The following is a 17705-nucleotide window of genomic DNA, read 5'->3' as shown; positions in this document are numbered from 1 at the left end:
CTCTAAGGCTTAGCGGGCGGCCTGGAACTTTTCGACCGAGGCGGTGACGCGCTCGTTGATCGGCTGGAAACTGTCCTTGACCGAGGCGGTCAGGACGTCCGTGGCGCGGGTGACTTCAGCCAGATAGGCTTCGGTCGCCGACTTGGCCCAGGTCGTCTGCAGTTCGAGCAGCTCCTGGATCGAACGGGCCTGCGACATCGACTTGGCGGCGGCGACGCCGTCTTCCCAGGACTTCTTGGTGAAGGCGGCCGAATGGGCCGACAGGGTCTCGACGCCCTTCTGGGCGGCGGTGGCCGAGGCGACCAGCGCTTCGAGGTTCTGCTTGCCCTGGACGTTCAGCTCGGACAACGAGGCGGCCGACTTGTCGGCGACTTCGCGGAACGCCTTGGCACCGGCGGCCTGGACCTTGTCGGCTTGGGCCTTGGCGGTGTTGGCGGCGGTTTCGACGGTCTTCTTGACGGTCTCGGCGGTCGTGTCGGTCATGGTGATCTCCTGAATTCTGATCGCGGCCTGGCGGACGGCCTGTAATATCTCGCGCGGGGAACCAGTCCACCGCGACAGCCCCTCATATGGTGCAAGTGCGAAGCCAAGTCAAGAGTTTTTGTGCACTGCACAATATCGTCGTGAAAACCGGGCAGAGACGACCCCATCGGGAGAACAGGCTTCACAAAACCGTTGATGGCTTGTTTACCCTCACGAAACACTGTGGCCGCATGTTAGCCTTTCGTCAGCGTCGCGTGGTCTGGCCGCCGTCGCGCTTTAAGATATGAGGCCTGGGCTTGCCTGTAGTCGCTCTGATCCGCCGTGGGTTCCTGTCGTTGGTGCTAGTCGCCGCGCTCGCCCTCGCGCCGAGCACAGCGCCCCTCGTCGCGCAATCCTCCGACAACGCCAAATACGCCGCCATCGTCATCGACGCCGAGTCGGGCGAAGTCCTGTTCGCGCGGCACGCAGACAGTCGGCGCTATCCGGCCTCGATCACCAAAGTGATGACGCTGTACATGAGCTTTGAGGCCCTGTCGGAAGGCAAGGTCGCGCTGGAAGACGTCCTGACCGTTTCAACGCGCGCCGCCAGCCAGCCGCCGTCCAAGCTGGGCCTCGCGGCCGGCCAGACCATCAGCCTTGACGACGCCATGCGCGCCACCGCGGTGCGCAGCGCCAACGACATGGCCGTGGCCTTGGCCGAACACATCGGCGGCTCCGAAGCCCGTTTCACGGCCCAGATGACGCTGAAGGCGCGGGAGCTGGGCATGACCCAGACGCGCTACGTCAACGCCAGCGGCCTGCCCGACGCGCGGCAACTGACCTCGGCGCGCGACCTGGCTATTCTGGCTCGCGCGATCATGCGGGATTACCCGCAGTACTATCGCTATTTCGGCCTTCACGACTGGGTCTATCAGGGTCGCGACTACCGCAACACCAACGGCCTGCTGCATCAGGGCAACGGCTACGACGGCATGAAGACGGGCTATACCAACGCCTCGGGCTTCAATCTGGCGGCCTCGTCGGTGCGGAATGGCAGGCGGCTGATCACGGTGGTTCTGGGTGGGCGGTCGAGCGCCAGCCGCAACGCCCACGTCGCCGCCCTGATGAACACCGGCTTCGAGGTCGAACAGGCGCGCGCCCGCGGCCAGACCATCCAGGTCGCCCAGACCTTCTTCGAACAACGCGGCTTCGGTATCGGTCCTGAAAGTTTGGGCGGAATGCAGTACGCCTCGGCCGACACGGGAGATGATGACGACTCCGGCGCCGTGTCCTACGTCGCGGTCGTCGCCGCCCCACTACAGCCTCGGCCCCTTCGCGTGATCCCGGCTCCCTCCGAGTCCCGTCCGCCCGTCCTGCGGGCCGAGACCCGGCCGGCAGACGTGACCGCCATCCTGAATGGTGGAACCGCTCCGGTCCGCGCGTCCGCGCCCCCGACCACGCGGACCACGTCGCGCAGGCCCGCATCATCGCCCGCCGGACTCTGGTCCGTCCAGGTCGGTGCCTTCCGCGACGAGACGGTCGCCCGCAACTGGCTGACCGAGGTCAACCGCCGCTTCCGCGCCCAGTTCACCGCCGCTGAACGCACGGTCCAGAACAGCGAGGGCTGGTACCGTTCGCGCTTCACCGGCATGAGCGAGCAAATGGCCCAAGCGGCTTGCGCGGCCCTGTCGGATCGTCGCGTGACCTGTATGGTGATCCGGCCGCAGGCCTGAGCCGCTTCGGCCTTGGCGCAAACCCTGGAACAGGCCTGGTCTGCCTTCGCGGGTCGGGGAGTCTGCTGGCCCCGGGTGCAGTCGGCTGGCTTGCGTGCAGTCCGGGATGGTTACCAATCGGACAGGTTGCGGTCGCGGCTTGAACACAATGCCCGTCAACGTTCGCCACTGTTAAAGAGGCGAGAACCGAGACGAATGACTGCAACAAACCGACGCCGACGTTTGCTTGGCGCGTCGATTCTCGCCCTGTCCATGTCGGTCCACGGCGCGGCGGCGGCCCAGGCGCCCGCGCCAGCCGCGGTCGACGCCAACGTCACCCCCTATCTGCCCGCCTTTTTCGCCGAGTACCGGCCGGTGACGGCGCTGGACATGATCGGCCGCATCCCGGGATTCCAGTTCGACGGCGGCTCGTCGGCGCGAGGGCTTGCCGGAACCGCCGGCAATGTTCTGATCGATGGCGAAAGGCCCCCGGTGCGCAGCGACAGTCTGCAGTCGGTGCTGTCGCGGATTCCGGCGGCGGGAGTGCTGCGCATCGACGTCGTGCGAAGCGGCGCCGGCGGCATCGATATGCAGGGCAAGCCGGTCGTCGCCAATGTCATCCGCAAACCCGACGCCGGCCTGTCGGGCTCGGTCTCGGGCAGCGCCAACCTATCCACAACGGGCGATTTCAATCCCGGCCTGACGATTCAGGTCCAGCGCCAAAGCAACGGCCGGCTGCTGGACGGCTCGGTGCAGTTGAGCGGCTTTGAGTCCAGTCAGGATCGATTTCGCGAACGCTATGCGCCCGACGGCCGGCTGCTTCTTCTGGGGGTGGCGGACGGCCTCTTCGCCTTACGGTCGGCCAAGGCGACAGGAGTCTATGAGGGCCCGCTGGCAGGTGGACGCCTTCGCGCCAACGGCGTGCTCGAGTTGGAGAACAGGGCCTTTACGAAAGACGAGATCCTGGTGATCCCCGGCGGTCGCGAGGAAACTCTGAGCGACAATGATGAACTCTCGGGCGAAGCCGGCCTCCGGTGGAACCGCAGTCTGCCCATGGGCATGTCGCTGGAGGTAATCGGCTCCCAGCAGATGGAATCAGAAGAGTCGATCGGAAAGTTCGACACACTGAATTTCACCTCCGACACGGTGTCGGACGAGACAACGAGCGAAAGTATCGTGTCCGGAGGGCTCAAGTTCGCGCCCCTCGTCACGCGCTTTGGATCGGTAAGTCTGGAGACGGGGTCGGAAGTGGCCCTGAACTGGGTCGAACGCTCCACCGCCTTCCGTCTCAACGACTCCCCCGTCTTGCTTCCGGGTGATGACGCCCGGGTCGAGGAGTTGAGAACGGAGAGCTTCGCGACCAGCGTCTGGGTGCCCAGGCCCGATCTCAGCATCGAGACCACCCTGCGCTATGAGCGGTCGCGTATCACCGCCACGGGCAGCGCGGGCGCCGGCGAGACCGAGCTCAGCTTCCTGAAACCGCGATTGAATGTGTCGTGGACGCCGCGGCCCGGTCATCAGCTGGTCCTCAAGGTGGAGCGTAATGTCGAGCAGCTGTCCTTCGGCGCCTTTGTCGCCTCGGCGTCGTTCGAGACCGGCATCTTCGGGCGCGGCAACCCCGACATCCGTCCGGCCCAAATCGGGCTGGCCCAGCTTCGGTACGAATACGTGTTCGATCGTCAGGGGTCCTTCGTTGCCGAGCTGACGCATGAAGACATCGAGGATGTGCTGGGCCAGGTGGTGGTGGTCGAAACCCCGCCGGGTGCGACCCAGCCGGTCCGGTTCAACGTCACGCGCAATGTGGGGTCAGCCCGACGCGACACCGCCCGCTTCACCGGTCGGCTTCCGCTGGACCGCTATGGCGTGATCGGCGGCATCCTGTCGGGCTCGGTCAACTGGCGGGTGTCCGAGACCAAGGATCCGGTGACTTTTCTGGATCGCCGCCTGTCGGGTGAGCAGCCCTTTGGCTGGAGCCTCGGCTTCAGTCAGAATCTGGTGGCCCGGCGGATCAGTTGGGGCGTGAACGCCTCCAGCGGCTTCTACAGCCGCAATTTTGCACCCTCGAGCCTGTCGACAAACCGTTCCGATCCCTCTGCGAGCGCAAATATCACTTGGCGACCAGACCCAAACCTGAGTCTCAGCGCCGGCTTCAGCTACTCCAGCAAAAACGAAAGCGAGTTCACACTGTTTGGCGGTCCCAGGAATCTGGCCGGGCCGGTCTATAATGAATTTTCGACAGGCGGCGAGGCCTTGCAGGCGTTCGTGAGCGCGCGCCGGAGTTTCTGACAACTCATCCACCTTGCCGCCTCCTGCCTTTTCCCCTATATGCGCCGCCTTTCCAGGGCTTCGGTCCTGACGCGGAGTTCCAAAGGGTTCGGGAAGTCATCCCGGCCGCCGCTTCAGGATCCATCGTGGGAGAGGACTTACCCGGTCCCCTCGCGCCGACGCCCTACAAGGGAGACTACCGAATGGCTCTTTACGAGCACACGGTCATGTCGCGTCAGGATATCTCCGCGCAACAGGCCGAAGCGCTGAACGACACCATCAAGGGTTTGATCGAAGCCGGCGGCGGCACCGTCGCCAAGATCGAATACTGGGGTCTGCGCAACCTGACCTATCGGGTCAAAAAGAACCGCAAGGCGCACTATTCGCTGCTCGCCGTCGACTGTCCGCCCGCCGCCATGGCGGAAGTGGAACGTCAGCTGTCGATCAACGAGGACGTCCTTCGCTGGTTGACCGTCCGCGTCGAGGAACTCGACCTGGAACTGTCGCCCCTGCTGGCCCGCCGCGAGCGCGAGCGCGAACGTGAACGCGAGCGTACGCCGCGTGACGACGCCGCCGCCGAAGCCACCTTTTAAGGAACCCGGAACATGACCGACACCACCACCGGCTCTGGCGCTCCGTCGCCGGGCGCGCCGGCCGGCTCAGGCGCCGCCGGACGCCGTCCCTTCTACCGTCGCCGCAAGGTTTGCCCGTTCTCGGGTGAGGGCGCGCCGAAGATCGACTACAAGGACGTCAAACTGCTGCAACGCTACATCAGCGAGCGCGGCAAGATCGTCCCGTCGCGCATCACCGCTGTTTCCCAGATCAAGCAACGCGAACTGGCCAAGGCCATCAAGCGCGCGCGTTATCTGGCCCTCCTGCCCTATGTGGTGAAATAAGATGAAGGTCGTTCTGCTTGAGCGCGTCGAGAATCTCGGCGCCATCGGCGATGTCGTGTCCGTCAAGGACGGCTTCGCCCGTAACTTCCTTCTGCCGCGCGACAAGGCCCGTCGGGCCACGTCGGCGAACCTGAAGGCGTTCGAACTCGACCGCGTCGCCATCGAGGCCCGCAACGAGAAGAACAAGACCGACGCCGGCACGATCGGTTCCAAGATCGACGGCCAGACCTATGTCATGATCCGGCAAGCCGGTGAGACGGGTCAGCTCTACGGTTCGGTCGCCGCGCGTGACATCGTCGAGGCCATCGTGGCCGAAGGCGGCAAGGTCGAGCGCAGCCAGATCGCGCTCAACACCCCGATCAAGACGCTGGGCGTTCACGAGATCACCGTTCGTCTTCACGCGGAAGTCTCGGCCACCGTCAAGATCAACATCGCCCGCTCGGCCGACGAAGCCGAACGTCAGGCCAAGGGCGAGGACGTGATCAAGGCCGCCTATGACGAGGACCGCGAAGCGGCCCTGGAACAGGCCAAGGACATGGTCGCCGGCGGTGCCGGCCAGCAGGACGGCCTGGGTTCGGAAGCCTGAACCCAAGCCTTTCGGCCATTGCATTGAAGGGGGCGTGTCCAGCCGGGCGCGCCCCCTTTTTCTCTCCGCGCCCCTATCGTCATTGTGCGACGATAACCATGCTTGACCGGAGCTTTATTGCGATCCAGCATGAATGATCATTTTGCGACGGGGGTCCACCATGCATGCTATTTCCACACGCGTCGTGCTGCTCGCCTTCACGTCAGCCGGGGCCTTGCTGGCCTGCCCGTTGACCGCCTCGGCCCAGACCGGGCCGGGCCAACAGCCTGCCGCGACCGAGATCGACGAGATCATCGTCACGGGCACCCGCGTCGCCGGTCGCACGCGTCTGGACACCATCGCGCCGGTCGATGTGATCTCCAGCGAAACACTGGTGCGTCAGGGATCGACGGAACTGGCCCAAAGTTTGTCCAACCTGGCGCCGTCCATCAGCTTCTCCCGGCCCTCGATCACCGACGGCACCGACACCGTGCGGCCCGCCACCCTGCGCGGCCTGGCGCCTGACCAGACCCTGGTGCTGCTCAACGGGATCCGCCGGCACACCTCCGCCCTGGTCAACGTCAACGGTTCGATCGGCCGGGGTTCAGCCGCAGTGGATCTGAACGCCATCCCCTCGATCGCCATCGACCGCGTGGAAGTGCTGCGCGAGGGGGCCTCGGCCCAATACGGCTCTGACGCCATCGCCGGGGTCATCAACCTTCGCCTGCGCGAGGCCCGTTCGGGCGGCGGCCTGACGACCACTTACGGCCAGCATTTCACCGAGTTCGTCACCGCCCGCATCCCGGAAGGTCGCTCGGAAGAAGACGGCCGGAGCTTCACCGTCGCCGGCTGGCAGGGCCTGCCGCTGGGCGACGAAGGCTTCCTGACCGTCTCGGCCGAATATCGCGATCGCAATCCGACCAGTCGGGGCGACCTCGACCCGCGACTGGCGCCCCGTCCCGCGCGCGTCACCAGCCGCTATGGCGATCCTGAAACCACGGACGCCACGATCTATCTCAACGCCGGAGTGCCGCTGAGCAACGGCTTCGAACTGTACGGCTTCACCGGCTATCAGCGCCGCGAGGCCGAGAGCGCCGCCACGCCGCGGACCTGGAACAATGCCAATAACGACCCACTCGTCTATCCCGACGGCTTCCTGCCCCTTATCGCCCCGACCGTTGACGACTTCACTGCCGCCGCCGGTCTGAGAGGCCAGATTGCCGGCTTCGACATGGACCTGAACCTGGTCTACGGTCGCAACGAGATCGCCTTTCGCGTCGAGGACTCGATCAACGGTTCGCTCGTCCCCGGATCGCCGACCAGTTTCGATGCCGGCGGCGTCGCCTATGACCAGTTCTTACTGGGACTGGATTTCGTGCGGCGCTACGATGTCGGCCTGTTCGAACCGCTGAACGTCGCCTTCGGGGCCGAGGCCCGCCGCGAGAACTACGAGATCTCCGCAGGCGAACTGGCCTCCTACCAGTTCCGGCCGGGCCGCCCCGGGGCCGGGGCAGGTTCGCAGGGCTTCATCGGCTTCCGCCCCTCGAACGAAGTCGATGAGAGCCGCAACTCCTTCGGCCTCTATCTCGACCTCGACGCCCAGGTGACCGAACGGTTCAACGTCAACGGGGCCGTCCGGTTCGAGGACTTCTCCGACTTCGGCAACACCACGACCGGCAAGATCGCCGGGCGCTATGACTTCACCGACAGCTTCGCCCTGCGCGGCGCGGTGTCGACCGGTTTCCGGGCACCGGGGCTACAGCAGTCGTTCTTCACCGCCACGGCGATCAACTTCATCGTCATCGGCGGGGTCAGTACCCCGGTCGAGGTGACCACCTTCCCGGCGACGAATTCAATCGCCCGCAACCTGGGTGCCCGCCCGCTCGAGCCGGAGGAATCGACCAACTACTCCTTCGGCCTGGTCTTTCAGCAAGGGCCGTTCGAGTTGACGGTCGATGCCTACCAGATCGAGATCACCGACCGCATCGTTCTGTCAGAAAACCTGCTGGGAACGCCCACCGGCAGCGCCACGGCCGTGGCCATCTTCAACCTGCTGAACCCGCCGGGATCGGGCGGTTCGGTTGGCGGCGGCCGCTTCTTCATCAACGGCGTGGACACCACGACCGAGGGCGTCGACATCGTGGGCCGCTATCGCCACAACTACAGCGACACCGGCCGGGTGGACTTTACCATCGCGGCCAACCTGAACTCCACTGACGTCACCCGCGTGCCGGCCATTCCGGTCGGCGTGCCGATCCCCAATCCTCCGATCTTGTTCAACCGTATCAATGTGCTGACCTTCGAAGAAGGCACGCCCAAGGAGAAGATCGTCTTCAGCACGGACCTGTCGGACGGCCCGCTGGGCATCACCGCCAAGCTCCTGAGCTTCTCGAATGTGCTGCACCCGTTCAGCAACACCGACCCGAACTTCGACGTAAACACCGGCGACAAGATCCTGCTCGATTTCGAGGGGCGGTATCAGTTCAACGAGCGCGTGCAACTGGCGATCGGCGTCAACAACGCGACCGACGAATATCCCGACCGGACGGCGGCCAACATCAACACCAACGGCGCGCTGGCCTTTTCCAACTATTCGCCGTTCGGCTTCAACGGACGGTTCGTCTATGGGCGGCTCAGTCTCAACTGGTGACATCCGTGGCGGCGCGGGTCTTAATCCGCGCCGCCCGCTTTGTCGTCGGCGCCCATTCATCGCGCGTTCAGCAAAGCTTGCGTCTTATCCGTGCTGTGTCGATGTTCGGCGAAGGGGACAAATGAATGAAACAGCTCGCATCGATACTTTTCGTTCTGGGCGTCCTGCTCGCGCCAAGCCTCGTCATGGCTCAGGCCCCACGCAACCTTGACGGCTTTGTCGTCGAGGCGAACCGCATCCCGCTCAATGCGACAGCGGCGCTCCGCCCCAGCGCACACCGGCTCAAGGGCGAGGCGGAGCGTGCGTTTCGCGCCGTCGGCAGCGAGATCAGGAGCGCCCGCGCCGGTGGGCGCACGCCCCCTGCCTGCCCGCCGCAAAGAATGAATCTCAACCCTCAGCAGATGCTGGGCTTTCTCAATGGTATCCCGCAGGAACGCCGTCGCCGCATGACGGTCACCGACGGCATTCGGGTATGGATGGCCGACCGATATCCCTGTCCGGCATGAGCGGCGTTCCGGCATGACCGATAACTGATCCGGCTACGGAATTCCGGAGCGTCCACAGAGCCGGTCTGTTGTCCCCGATCGCGGTTGCGTCCGAGCATGACGTGAGCGTCGCGTATGGGCACTAGATGCCTCCGATGAACGCCCTGTCCCCCCTTGCCTTCCCGTCGACGATGGACCCCTCGTCCATCCCGTCGATGCCCCATAACCTCGAGGCCGAGCAGGCCCTGCTGGGTTCACTGATGTTCGACAACGCGGTGTTTGAGCGTCTGTCGGACCGGCTGCGCGGCAGCCATTTCTACGAGCCCTTTCACCAGCGGCTCTACGATGCCATCGAAGATCACCTCCGTCAGGGCATGCTGGCCGAGCCGACCATCCTGATGGAGCGGTTCAAGCTGGATCCAGCCTTCCAGGAATTCGGCGGCCTGCGCTATCTGGCCGACCTGGTCGACCGCGCGCCCCCCGCCGCCAACGCCCCCGACTACGCCCGCGTCGTCTATGACCTGGCCCTGCGCCGCGACCTGATCCGCATCGGCGGCGAGATCGTCCGCGAGGCGCCGCAGCCCGAAACTGCAGCCATAGACCAGATCGAACAGGCGGAGCATCAGCTCTACACCCTGGCCGAAACCGGCAAGCCGTCGTCGGGCTTCGTCAGTTTTTCCAGCGCCCTGGGCGGCGCGGTGCAGATGGCGGCAGAGGCCTATCAGCGCGACGGCAAACTGGCGGGCCTCGCGACCCACCTGACCGATCTGGACTCCAAGCTGGGGGGGCTGCACCCGTCCGACCTGCTGGTGCTCGCGGGGCGTCCGTCGATGGGCAAGACGGCGCTGGCCACCAACATCGCCTTCAACATCGCGCGCAACTATCGCTGGGAGCCGACACCCGAGGGCCGCAAGACCGTTTCGGGCGGCGTCGTCGCCTTCTACTCGCTGGAAATGAGCGCCGAACAACTGGCTATGCGGATCCTGGCCGACGCCTCGGGCGTCTCTTCCGACAAGCTGCGCAAGGGCGAGATCGACGCCGCCGACTTCGGTCGCATCCGCGAGGCCGCCGTCGAGATCGGCGAGAGCCCGCTCTACATTGACGCGACCGGCGGCCTGTCGATCTCCAAGCTGGCCGCCCGCGCGCGCCGCCTCAAACGGCAGGAACACGGGCTGGACCTGATCATCGTCGACTATCTGCAACTGATCACCACCGGCGAGAGCAACAGCCAGAAGAACCGGGTGCAGGAAGTGTCCGAGATCACCGGCGCCCTCAAGGCCCTCGCCAAGGAACTCAGCGTGCCGATCCTGGCCCTGTCGCAGTTGTCGCGTCAGGTCGAGCAGCGCGAGGACAAACGGCCCCAGCTGTCGGACCTGCGCGAATCCGGCTCGATCGAGCAGGACGCCGACTGCGTCATGTTCGTCTATCGCGAGAGCTACTATCTGGGCCGTGCCGAGCCACGGGAGGGCTCGCCTGAACACCTGCAATGGCAGGAGGACATGGACCGGCTGGAGCACCAGGCCGAGATCGTCATCGGCAAGCAGCGCCACGGCCCCATCGGCATCATCAAGCTCAGCTTCGACGCCAACACGACCAAGTTCGGCAACCTGGCCCAGGGCCAACGGTACGACCAGCCTTACGGCGACTAGGGCGAAATCGGTCTTGATGGACGCAGTTCATCAAGGCTCAGATTTCGCTCCAGCATGATTCTGGACCGTTTTTTGGATTCAAGTCGATTCGACCTGAGGCAAAAATGGTCTAATGAGCGCTGTCCGTCCCGCGCGCCGGATGGCTCGACGGGCGCACCACCAGTTCGGGGCGCACGACCTCGCAAGCGGTATCGGGGACGGCTTCGTGCGCTGCGTTGATCATGCGGACGAGGCGCTCGATAGCGCTGCGTCCGGTTTCTGCGATCTTGATTCCGAGGGTCGTCAGGGCGGGCCGTACCAGGCCCGCGAACGGCAGGTCATCGAAACCGACGATGGCGACGTCCTCGGGGACGCGCACGCCGGCGTCCTGCAAGGCCAGCATGACGCCGAACGCCATGTTGTCGTTGCTGGCGAAGATGGCGTCGGGACGGGCATCGCCCGCGGCCAGCGCCACACCGGCGTCGTGTCCCGAGGCCTGGGTGAACGCGCCCTCGATCACAGTCGTCGGCAGGCCTGCGCGGGCCATGGCCTCGAGATATCCCGCGAGCCGGGTCGCGGCCTCAAGGTTGCCGGTCGGGCCGGAGATGTGAACGATGCGTCGGCGTCCCGTCGCGATCAGGTGTTCAACGGCCTGCACCGCGCCGCCGTGGTTATCGACGACTATCGAGGCGCGGTTTTCGTCCGCGCCGCCGTTCATCAGCAGGACCGGTGTCGGTCCCGCGAGAACCGCCGCCAGGCTGGCGGCGTCCAGATGGGGCGACAGGACGATCAGCCCATCCACGCATCCGCGCATCGACCGGATCACGGCCGACGCTTCCTCGGCGTCGTCATGCGAGCTGGAGATGATCAGGTGATAACCCAGCGAACGGCCGGCCACGTCCATGCCGCGGATCAGTTCGGAGAAGAACTCGCCGTAAAGGTCGGGCAGGATGACGCCGATCGTCCGGGTCTTGCGGGTCGACAGGCTGCGGGCACCCGAATGCGGCACGTATTGCAGGGTGTCGGCGGCCTCGAGCACCTTTTCGCGGGTTGCTTCCGTCACCGGGCCCGCGCCGTTCAGCACGCGCGAGACCGAGGCCACGGACACGCCGGCGCGCTCTGCGACATCGCGGATCGTGGCGGCTTTCACGCCGCCGTCTCCACGCAAATGCGCCTGCTCACTCTCGGCCTCATATCACCCCACTGAGTGATCTCGGACCCGGCCACGAGTCGCGGGACCGTAGGGAAAACTCTGTAACCGATTACATGGCACACTCGTCAACCCCCTCGCAAGTGCCACGCGGAGACGGGCTGGGAGGTGCCAATCCCCGAAATGGGGAGGGAGACACTCAGGGCGGCACCCGCCCGTAATACCGCTCGATCAGGTCCAGCCGCTCGGCGAACGGCACAGCAGCCATGAGAAGAGGCTTGCCCAAAACAGGAAAGGTTGATGCCCTTTTCTCTCATGTTGAACCTGTGGCTATGCAGTGCGTTGTTGAGTCCGCTGGACGTGTGACGGCTTGAAGGAATTGGCGAAATCAGTGAGCCTCGCGGTCGACCTCGGTAGCGCCTTCGACGCGTCTCCAAACCCCTACGTCCTCCTGACGCCCGATCTTCGTATCGCGGGCGTAAATCAGGCGTATCTCGACGTCACCCATAGTTCTCGCGATGAGATCATCGACCGACCGCTTTTCGCCGCCTTCGATTCCGGTCCGGGGGAGGAGGCTCTGGAAAACGTCCGCCAGGTGAAGGCTTCGCTGGAAAAGGCCAGGGACACGCGTACGCGCGACCATTTGGCCATGATCAAATTCTCGATCGCGACGCTGGACGAAGCCGGCCGCAAGGTTTACCAGGACCGTTACTGGAGCGCCACCCACACGCCTCTGCTGGACGCGCGCGGAGAGGTAATGTTCCTGCTCCAGCATACCACCGACATCACTGAACTTCAGCGTCTTCGCGATCTTGCCCATCAAACGGAGAACGTCAGCGCGCTGGACGCCGTGCTCGGCGGCGCAGTCCTGGGTCGCGCCCAAAGGGTACAGGAAGACAACCGCCGGCTGGAGGACGAGAGGAACCGCCTGGTCGAGATGTTCATGCAGGCCCCGGGCTTCGTGGCCGTGCTCAACGGACCCGATCACGTCTTCCAGATGCACAACGCCGCCTATGCGCAACTGATTGGCCATCGCGAAATTACCGGAAAGACCGTGATCGAAGCCCTGCCGGAGGTCATCGGCCAAGGGTTCGTCGATCTTCTCGACGTTACCTACGAGACCGGGGAGGCTTATGAGGGACGCAGCATCCCGATCCAGCTGCAACGGACGCCGGACGCGCCCCTGGAGTCCGTCTACCTGACGTTCCTGTTCCAGCCGATACGCGACTCCACCGGACAGGTCGCGGGCATCTTCGTGCAGGGACACGACGTCACCGACACGATTGTCGCTGCGGAACGCCAGAAGCTTATGATCGACGAGCTGAACCACCGGGTGAAGAACACCCTGGCCACCGTACAGTCGATCGCCATCCAGACGGCGCGATCGCACACCGATCCGGTGACGTTCGCCGAAGCCTTTCAGGCGCGCCTGCTGGCGCTGTCTCACACCCACGACCTTCTGACCCGCAGCCATTGGGAAGGCGCGGACCTTGGCGATATCCTGCAGCACGAAACCGCTGCGCATGGGACGAACAGCGTGACCCCGAACGGGCCGCCGGTCGCGCTTGGCCCGGCGGCGGCACTGTCATTGGGTATGATCTTTCACGAGCTGGCGACCAACGCGGCCAAATACGGAGCACTTTCGGCACCGCACGGACGCGTGTTGGTGGACTGGTCGATCGCCGATCAGACTCACCGCCGGCTCCATCTGACCTGGCGCGAGGTCGGCGGTCCCGTGGTGACCACCCCGGCCCGCAAGGGCTTCGGCACCAGGCTGATCGAACGAAACGTCCGGCACGATCTGGCGGGCAAGGTGAAAGTCGATTACGCAAGCGACGGCATAACGGCGAAATTCGAGATTCCGCTTGAACGGGGAACAGTGGTATGACTAAGGCGCTGTCAGGCCGCCGAATACTGGTCGTCGAGGACGAGTCGCTCGTCGCCATGCTACTCGAAACCATCCTGGAAGACATGGGCTGCACGCCCGTCGGCCCCGCGTCGAACGTTGACGAAGGCCTCGCCATGGCGACTGACGAGGCGCTGGACGCGGCCTTGCTGGACGTCAACGTGGCCGGCCGTCATGTCTTCCCGATCGCCGCAGCGCTGAAGGCGCGGGGCGTGCCCTTCGTCTTCTCGACCGGTTACGGCGAAGGCGGCCTGCCCGACGAGTGGCGCGGTCACGCCACGGTTCAGAAGCCTTTCACCGAGGAAGCCATCCGCGAGGCTCTGTTCAAGGCGATGGGAATCGAGCAGGCGTGAGCGATCCTCCCCCTCTCCCTGCGCTCCGGGGGAGGATTTACCGGCCCAGATCCTTCAGCACCGCCCGCGCCGCATTATGCCCCGGCGCGCCGGTGACGCCGCCGCCCGGATGCGCCCCTGATCCACACAGATACAGGCCCGGAACCGGCATCCGGTGATCGGCGTGGCCCAGAACCGGCCGGGCGCTGAACAACTGGTCCAACGACAACCGGCCGTGGAAGATGTCGCCGCCGACCAGTCCGAAACGCCGCTCCAGATCGCGCGGCCCCAGCGCCAGCCGCCCGACCACCGACGCCTTGAAGCCCGGCGCGTAGCTGTCGACCGTCTCGATCATCAGATCGGCCACGGTGTCGCGGTGCTCGTCGGCCAGATCGGGCGAGACGTGCTGGCAGAACAGGCTGGCCACATGCTGTCCGGCGGGCGCCAGACTGTCGTCCAGCGTCGAGGGGATGAGCATCTCCACGATCGGCTTCGAAGACCAGCCGGTCAGCCGCGCCTCGGCGTGGGCGCGGTCCATATAGGCCAGAGACGGTGCCATGATGATCCCGGCGGTCAGATGGTCACCCGTCTCCGGCAGCGACGTGAAACTCGGCAATTCGGACAACGCCACATTCATGCGGAACGTGCCCGACCCGGACTGATAGTTCCCGATCCGCTCGCGGAAATCCGCCGGCACCACCGCGTCATCGACGAACCGCTCGAACAGCAGGCGTGGATGCAGGTTGGACACCACCGCCCGAGCGCGCACCTTGTCCCCGGCCTCGGTCACCGCCCCGACCGCCCGGCCATTTTCGGTCAGCACCGAGGCGATCGGTGTCTCCAGCCGCACCTCGACGCCGACCTCGGCGCAGGCGGCGGCCATCGCCTGGGTGATCGCGCCCATGCCGCCGATGGCGTGGCCCCAGACGCCCTTGCGCCCATTCACCTCGCCGAAGACATGGTGCAGCAGCACATAGGCCGAGCCCGGCGTATAGGGGCTGGCGTAGTTGCCGACCACGCTGTCAAAACCGAACAGGGCCTTGATCGGATCGCTCTCGAACCAGCCGTCCAGCCAGTCGCCCGCCGATTTGGCGAACAGGTCCAGCAGGTCGCGCCGGCCTTGCGTATCCAGCCCCGCCGCCTGCCTGCCCAGCGAAGCGCCCTTCAGCAGTTCGGGCAGCATGGCCATCCAGCCGCCTTCCACCACATTGGGCGGTGCCTTCAGAATCCAGTCGCGCAGTACCGCCGCCACGACCTCCAGCCGCCGCTCATACTCCGGCAACCGCTCGGCATCCCGCGTCGAGAATTTGGCCAGTTCCCCTTGAGTCCGTCCCTCGCCCGCGAGGAAATAACGGCCGTCGTCGAACGGCAGGAAGTTCGACACCTTGCGCTCGACCACCCGCAGGCCGTGCCGCGCCAATTCGAGGTCGGCAATGATCTTGGGGTTCAGCAGGCTGACGGTGTAGCTGGCGGTGGAGTTGCGGAAGCCGGGATGGAACTCCTCGGTCACCGCCGCCCCGCCGACGACATGCCGCCGCTCCAGCACCGTCACCTTCATCCCGGCCTTGGCCAGATAGAAGGCGCACACCAGCCCGTTGTGGCCCCCGCCCAGGATGACGACGTCGGTGGTGGTTGTGGTCATGGCGGCTCCGGTTCGCCTACCCTCCTAAAAGCTATCGTCAGCCTTCGGCAAGCCGCGCATTCGCGGCGCAGACCGGAGGACCCGGCGGCGCCGAAGGCGATCTGTTCACGCACCGTGCCCGCGACAGCTTCGCGCTAGCGCGCCGCCGGCTCAGGTGAGGTTTCTAGTCGCGGTCGCCGCCGAAAGGGCAGCGGCCTCGCTGCGGATGCGCACCCACATCATGGCGGCGTTCAGGAGGGTGAAGACGATCGCGTATCCGATCAGCCCGAACGCCAGCGGCAGGATCGCTATCTCCAGCGCCACGACGACGTAGTTGGGATGCGAGACGAACCGGTAGGGGCCTTTGGTGACCAGGGGGGCACCCGGCAGGGTGATGATCCGTGTCGTCCAGCGCGGCCCCAGGGTCGCGATGACCCAGACCCTGGCCGCCTGAAGCAGGACGAAGACCGCCAGAAGCGAAAGAGCAATCGGCCGGTCCCAGGCCAGGACCCACAGGCCCAGCAGCCACGCTCCGTGCAGCAGCACGATGAAGATGTAGTGGTTCGCACCCGTCTCAAGGGCCCCCTGCGCACGCAGACGCCGCGTGTTGTGCTCGGCGAGAAACAATTCCCCGATCCGCTGCGCGGTGATCAGGGCGAGGACGACGATCGACAGCATCATGCCGCGGCCCTCAGCGACACCGTACTGAGCGTGAAACCCGGGCCGAGCGCGGTCAGGACCGAGCGGTCCGGCAGGCCACCGCGCCGCGCACGGTCGAGAACATACAGCGCCGTCGGGGCCGACATGTTGCCGTGATCGGCCAGCACGCCGCGCTCATGATCCAGGCTACCCTGATCCAGCGACAGCGAGCCCTCCAGCGCATCGATGACCTTCATTCCGCCGGGGTGACAGATGAAGCGGTCGACGTCGTCAAGGCCAAGGGTCTGGCGCTTGAGAATCCCGATCATCGCGGGGCGCAGGTTGTCGCGGGCAAACGGAGGGATCGCGCGGTCGAAGATGACCCCAAAGCCGGTCGGATCGACCCGCCAGCCCATTATACTCAGCGTGTCCGGCCAGGTGTGCTCGCCCGTCGCCTCGATCGAGGCAAAGCCGCCCTCTCCGCAACGCATGACACAGGCCGCCGCCCCGTCGCCGAACAGGGCCGTGGCGACGATGTCAGCCTTTGTCAGGTCCTCCATCCGGAACGACAGCGTGCAGAGTTCAACGACGACCAGAAGCACGACCGCCCCTGGCGTGGCCTGCGCCAGCTTGCTCGCCAGAGCGAGCCCCGTCGCGCCGCCCGCGCAGCCCAGGCCGAACACCGGGATACGCGCGGCGTCCGGGCGAAACCCCAACCGGGCCATGGCACGGGCTTCAAGGCCGGGCGTCGCGATGCCGGTCGAGGACACGGTGACGATCACATCGACATCCGCGCCCTTGAGCTGGGCCTCTGCCAGCGCCGCTTCGGCCGCGCGGGCAAACATATCGACCGCTACGTCCAGATAAGCCTCGGTCCGCTCCGGCCACCCACGAGGCTTCAGATACCAGTCCAGCGGCATCGCCGCCTGGCGCGCCCGTATGCCTGCGGTGTCAAACACAGGCAGCATCCGGTCAAAGCCGGGGAAACGCTCTGTAAAAAGCACCCTGGCGACCTCGACGACGTCGGACTGGGTCATTTCGTGAGGCGCATCGGCCGTCGCAAGGGACAGGAGATGAATGGGCGCGGGCATCGGGTCTGCTCCGGCCGCGCAAGATCGCCGGCCCTCACCCAACTACACCAGAGCTTGGCGGTTCCGGAAATATACTGTGAAAACAGGACTTAAAAACGCCTGTCATTGGCATCTTCCGGGTAGCCAACAGCAGCATTTGGGATTGATGGTGATCGGCGCTCGTGACCTAGGCTCAGGACTCATTGCGTCATAGCCAGAAGATGACGGTTGCGGCGATGGCGATGGCGGACATGAAGGTGTGTGCGCATCGGTCGTAGCGGGTATGGATGCGTCGCCAGTCCTTGAGCCTGCCGAACATGTTCT

General features: G+C 65.3%; 15 protein-coding genes and 1 pseudogene. 10 read left to right on the top strand and 6 right to left on the bottom strand.

What is annotated here, in order from left to right; translation table 11 throughout:
* Positions 1–9: 9 nt before the first annotated feature.
* Positions 10–483: a phasin family protein gene (locus tag ACESMO_RS06770; protein WP_372707402.1), complete on the bottom strand. Its 474-nt coding sequence runs from the start codon at positions 481–483 to the stop codon at positions 10–12.
* A 296-nt stretch (positions 484–779) separates the two neighbouring features.
* Between ACESMO_RS06770 and ACESMO_RS06765 the strand changes: the two genes are divergently transcribed.
* From ACESMO_RS06765 to ACESMO_RS06730, 8 genes are all read left to right on the top strand, one after another.
* Positions 780–2195 (top strand): serine hydrolase, encoded by a 1416-nt coding sequence (locus ACESMO_RS06765; protein ID WP_372707401.1) that lies wholly within the window; start codon positions 780–782, stop codon positions 2193–2195.
* Between the two features lie 195 nt (positions 2196–2390).
* The gene (locus ACESMO_RS06760) at positions 2391–4460 is read left to right on the top strand and encodes a TonB-dependent receptor plug domain-containing protein (protein ID WP_372707400.1); all 2070 of its coding nucleotides are present in this window, start codon (positions 2391–2393) and stop codon (positions 4458–4460) included.
* 182 nt (positions 4461–4642) lie between these two features.
* Positions 4643–5032, top strand: coding sequence for a 30S ribosomal protein S6 (rpsF, locus tag ACESMO_RS06755; RefSeq protein WP_056615127.1), 390 nt, complete (start codon positions 4643–4645; stop codon positions 5030–5032).
* A 12-nt stretch (positions 5033–5044) separates the two neighbouring features.
* The gene (gene rpsR / locus ACESMO_RS06750; RefSeq protein WP_372707399.1) at positions 5045–5335 is read left to right on the top strand and encodes a 30S ribosomal protein S18; all 291 of its coding nucleotides are present in this window, start codon (positions 5045–5047) and stop codon (positions 5333–5335) included.
* Between the two features lies 1 nt (position 5336).
* Positions 5337–5921: a 50S ribosomal protein L9 gene (gene rplI, locus ACESMO_RS06745; protein ID WP_372707398.1), complete on the top strand. Its 585-nt coding sequence runs from the start codon at positions 5337–5339 to the stop codon at positions 5919–5921.
* Positions 5922–6081: 160 nt separating this feature from the next.
* A complete protein-coding gene (locus ACESMO_RS06740; protein WP_372707397.1) occupies positions 6082–8550 on the top strand; it encodes a TonB-dependent receptor plug domain-containing protein in 2469 nt (822 codons plus the stop codon).
* A gap of 125 nt (positions 8551–8675) precedes the next feature.
* Positions 8676–9056 carry a hypothetical protein gene (locus ACESMO_RS06735; protein ID WP_372707396.1) on the top strand — a complete coding sequence of 127 codons (381 nt, stop codon included), beginning with the start codon at positions 8676–8678 and terminating at the stop codon, positions 9054–9056.
* 125 nt (positions 9057–9181) lie between these two features.
* Entirely contained in the window at positions 9182–10684 is a 1503-nt protein-coding gene (locus ACESMO_RS06730) for a replicative DNA helicase (RefSeq protein WP_372707395.1), read from the top strand.
* Between the two features lie 109 nt (positions 10685–10793).
* Here the strand turns inward: ACESMO_RS06730 and ACESMO_RS06725 are convergent, their stop codons facing one another.
* Positions 10794–11813: a LacI family DNA-binding transcriptional regulator gene (locus ACESMO_RS06725; RefSeq protein ID WP_372707394.1), complete on the bottom strand. Its 1020-nt coding sequence runs from the start codon at positions 11811–11813 to the stop codon at positions 10794–10796.
* 391 nt (positions 11814–12204) lie between these two features.
* Between ACESMO_RS06725 and ACESMO_RS06720 the strand changes: the two genes are divergently transcribed.
* On the top strand, positions 12205–13701 hold the full coding sequence (locus tag ACESMO_RS06720; protein ID WP_372707393.1) for a sensor histidine kinase: 1497 nt from the start codon (positions 12205–12207) through the stop codon (positions 13699–13701).
* Positions 13698–14072, top strand: a complete 375-nt coding sequence (locus tag ACESMO_RS06715; RefSeq protein WP_372707392.1) for a response regulator — start codon at positions 13698–13700, stop codon at positions 14070–14072. Before ACESMO_RS06720 ends, ACESMO_RS06715 begins: the two co-directional genes overlap by 4 nt.
* Before the next feature lie 37 nt (positions 14073–14109).
* Here ACESMO_RS06715 and ACESMO_RS06710 read toward each other — a convergent pair whose 3' ends face one another.
* From ACESMO_RS06710 to ACESMO_RS06695, 4 genes and pseudogenes are all read right to left on the bottom strand, one after another.
* Positions 14110–15693 (bottom strand): phytoene desaturase family protein, encoded by a 1584-nt coding sequence (locus ACESMO_RS06710; RefSeq protein WP_372707391.1) that lies wholly within the window; start codon positions 15691–15693, stop codon positions 14110–14112.
* A gap of 150 nt (positions 15694–15843) precedes the next feature.
* Positions 15844–16353 (bottom strand): isoprenylcysteine carboxyl methyltransferase family protein, encoded by a 510-nt coding sequence (locus tag ACESMO_RS06705; RefSeq protein ID WP_372707390.1) that lies wholly within the window; start codon positions 16351–16353, stop codon positions 15844–15846.
* Entirely contained in the window at positions 16350–17402 is a 1053-nt protein-coding gene (locus ACESMO_RS06700; protein ID WP_372707389.1) for a type III polyketide synthase, read from the bottom strand. Before ACESMO_RS06700 ends, ACESMO_RS06705 begins: the two co-directional genes overlap by 4 nt.
* A gap of 187 nt (positions 17403–17589) precedes the next feature.
* A pseudogene (locus tag ACESMO_RS06695) lies at positions 17590–17705 on the bottom strand (IS5/IS1182 family transposase); the annotation flags it as partial.

This window comes from Brevundimonas sp., assembly GCF_041688735.1.
In the GTDB taxonomy this organism is placed as follows: domain Bacteria; phylum Pseudomonadota; class Alphaproteobacteria; order Caulobacterales; family Caulobacteraceae; genus Brevundimonas.
The sequence above is the reverse complement of the archived record's forward strand: the minus strand, read 5'-3'. Positions and strand labels throughout refer to the sequence as shown.

Excerpts from the sequence above, each read along its gene's own strand:
- rpsR (WP_372707399.1), top strand. The coding sequence starts at position 5,045 with ATGACCGACACCACCACCGGCTCTGGCGCTCCGTCGCCGGGCGCGCCG.
- rplI (WP_372707398.1), top strand. The coding sequence starts at position 5,337 with ATGAAGGTCGTTCTGCTTGAGCGCGTCGAGAATCTCGGCGCCATCGGC.
- ACESMO_RS06710 (WP_372707391.1), bottom strand. The coding sequence starts at position 15,693 with ATGACCACAACCACCACCGACGTCGTCATCCTGGGCGGGGGCCACAAC.
- ACESMO_RS06735 (WP_372707396.1), top strand. The coding sequence starts at position 8,676 with ATGAAACAGCTCGCATCGATACTTTTCGTTCTGGGCGTCCTGCTCGCG.
- ACESMO_RS06715 (WP_372707392.1), top strand. The coding sequence starts at position 13,698 with ATGACTAAGGCGCTGTCAGGCCGCCGAATACTGGTCGTCGAGGACGAG.
- ACESMO_RS06770 (WP_372707402.1), bottom strand. The coding sequence starts at position 483 with ATGACCGACACGACCGCCGAGACCGTCAAGAAGACCGTCGAAACCGCC.
- ACESMO_RS06730 (WP_372707395.1), top strand. The coding sequence starts at position 9,182 with ATGCCTCCGATGAACGCCCTGTCCCCCCTTGCCTTCCCGTCGACGATG.
- ACESMO_RS06760 (WP_372707400.1), top strand. The coding sequence starts at position 2,391 with ATGACTGCAACAAACCGACGCCGACGTTTGCTTGGCGCGTCGATTCTC.
- rpsF (WP_056615127.1), top strand. The coding sequence starts at position 4,643 with ATGGCTCTTTACGAGCACACGGTCATGTCGCGTCAGGATATCTCCGCG.
- ACESMO_RS06700 (WP_372707389.1), bottom strand. The coding sequence starts at position 17,402 with ATGCCCGCGCCCATTCATCTCCTGTCCCTTGCGACGGCCGATGCGCCT.
- ACESMO_RS06705 (WP_372707390.1), bottom strand. The coding sequence starts at position 16,353 with ATGATGCTGTCGATCGTCGTCCTCGCCCTGATCACCGCGCAGCGGATC.
- ACESMO_RS06740 (WP_372707397.1), top strand. The coding sequence starts at position 6,082 with ATGCATGCTATTTCCACACGCGTCGTGCTGCTCGCCTTCACGTCAGCC.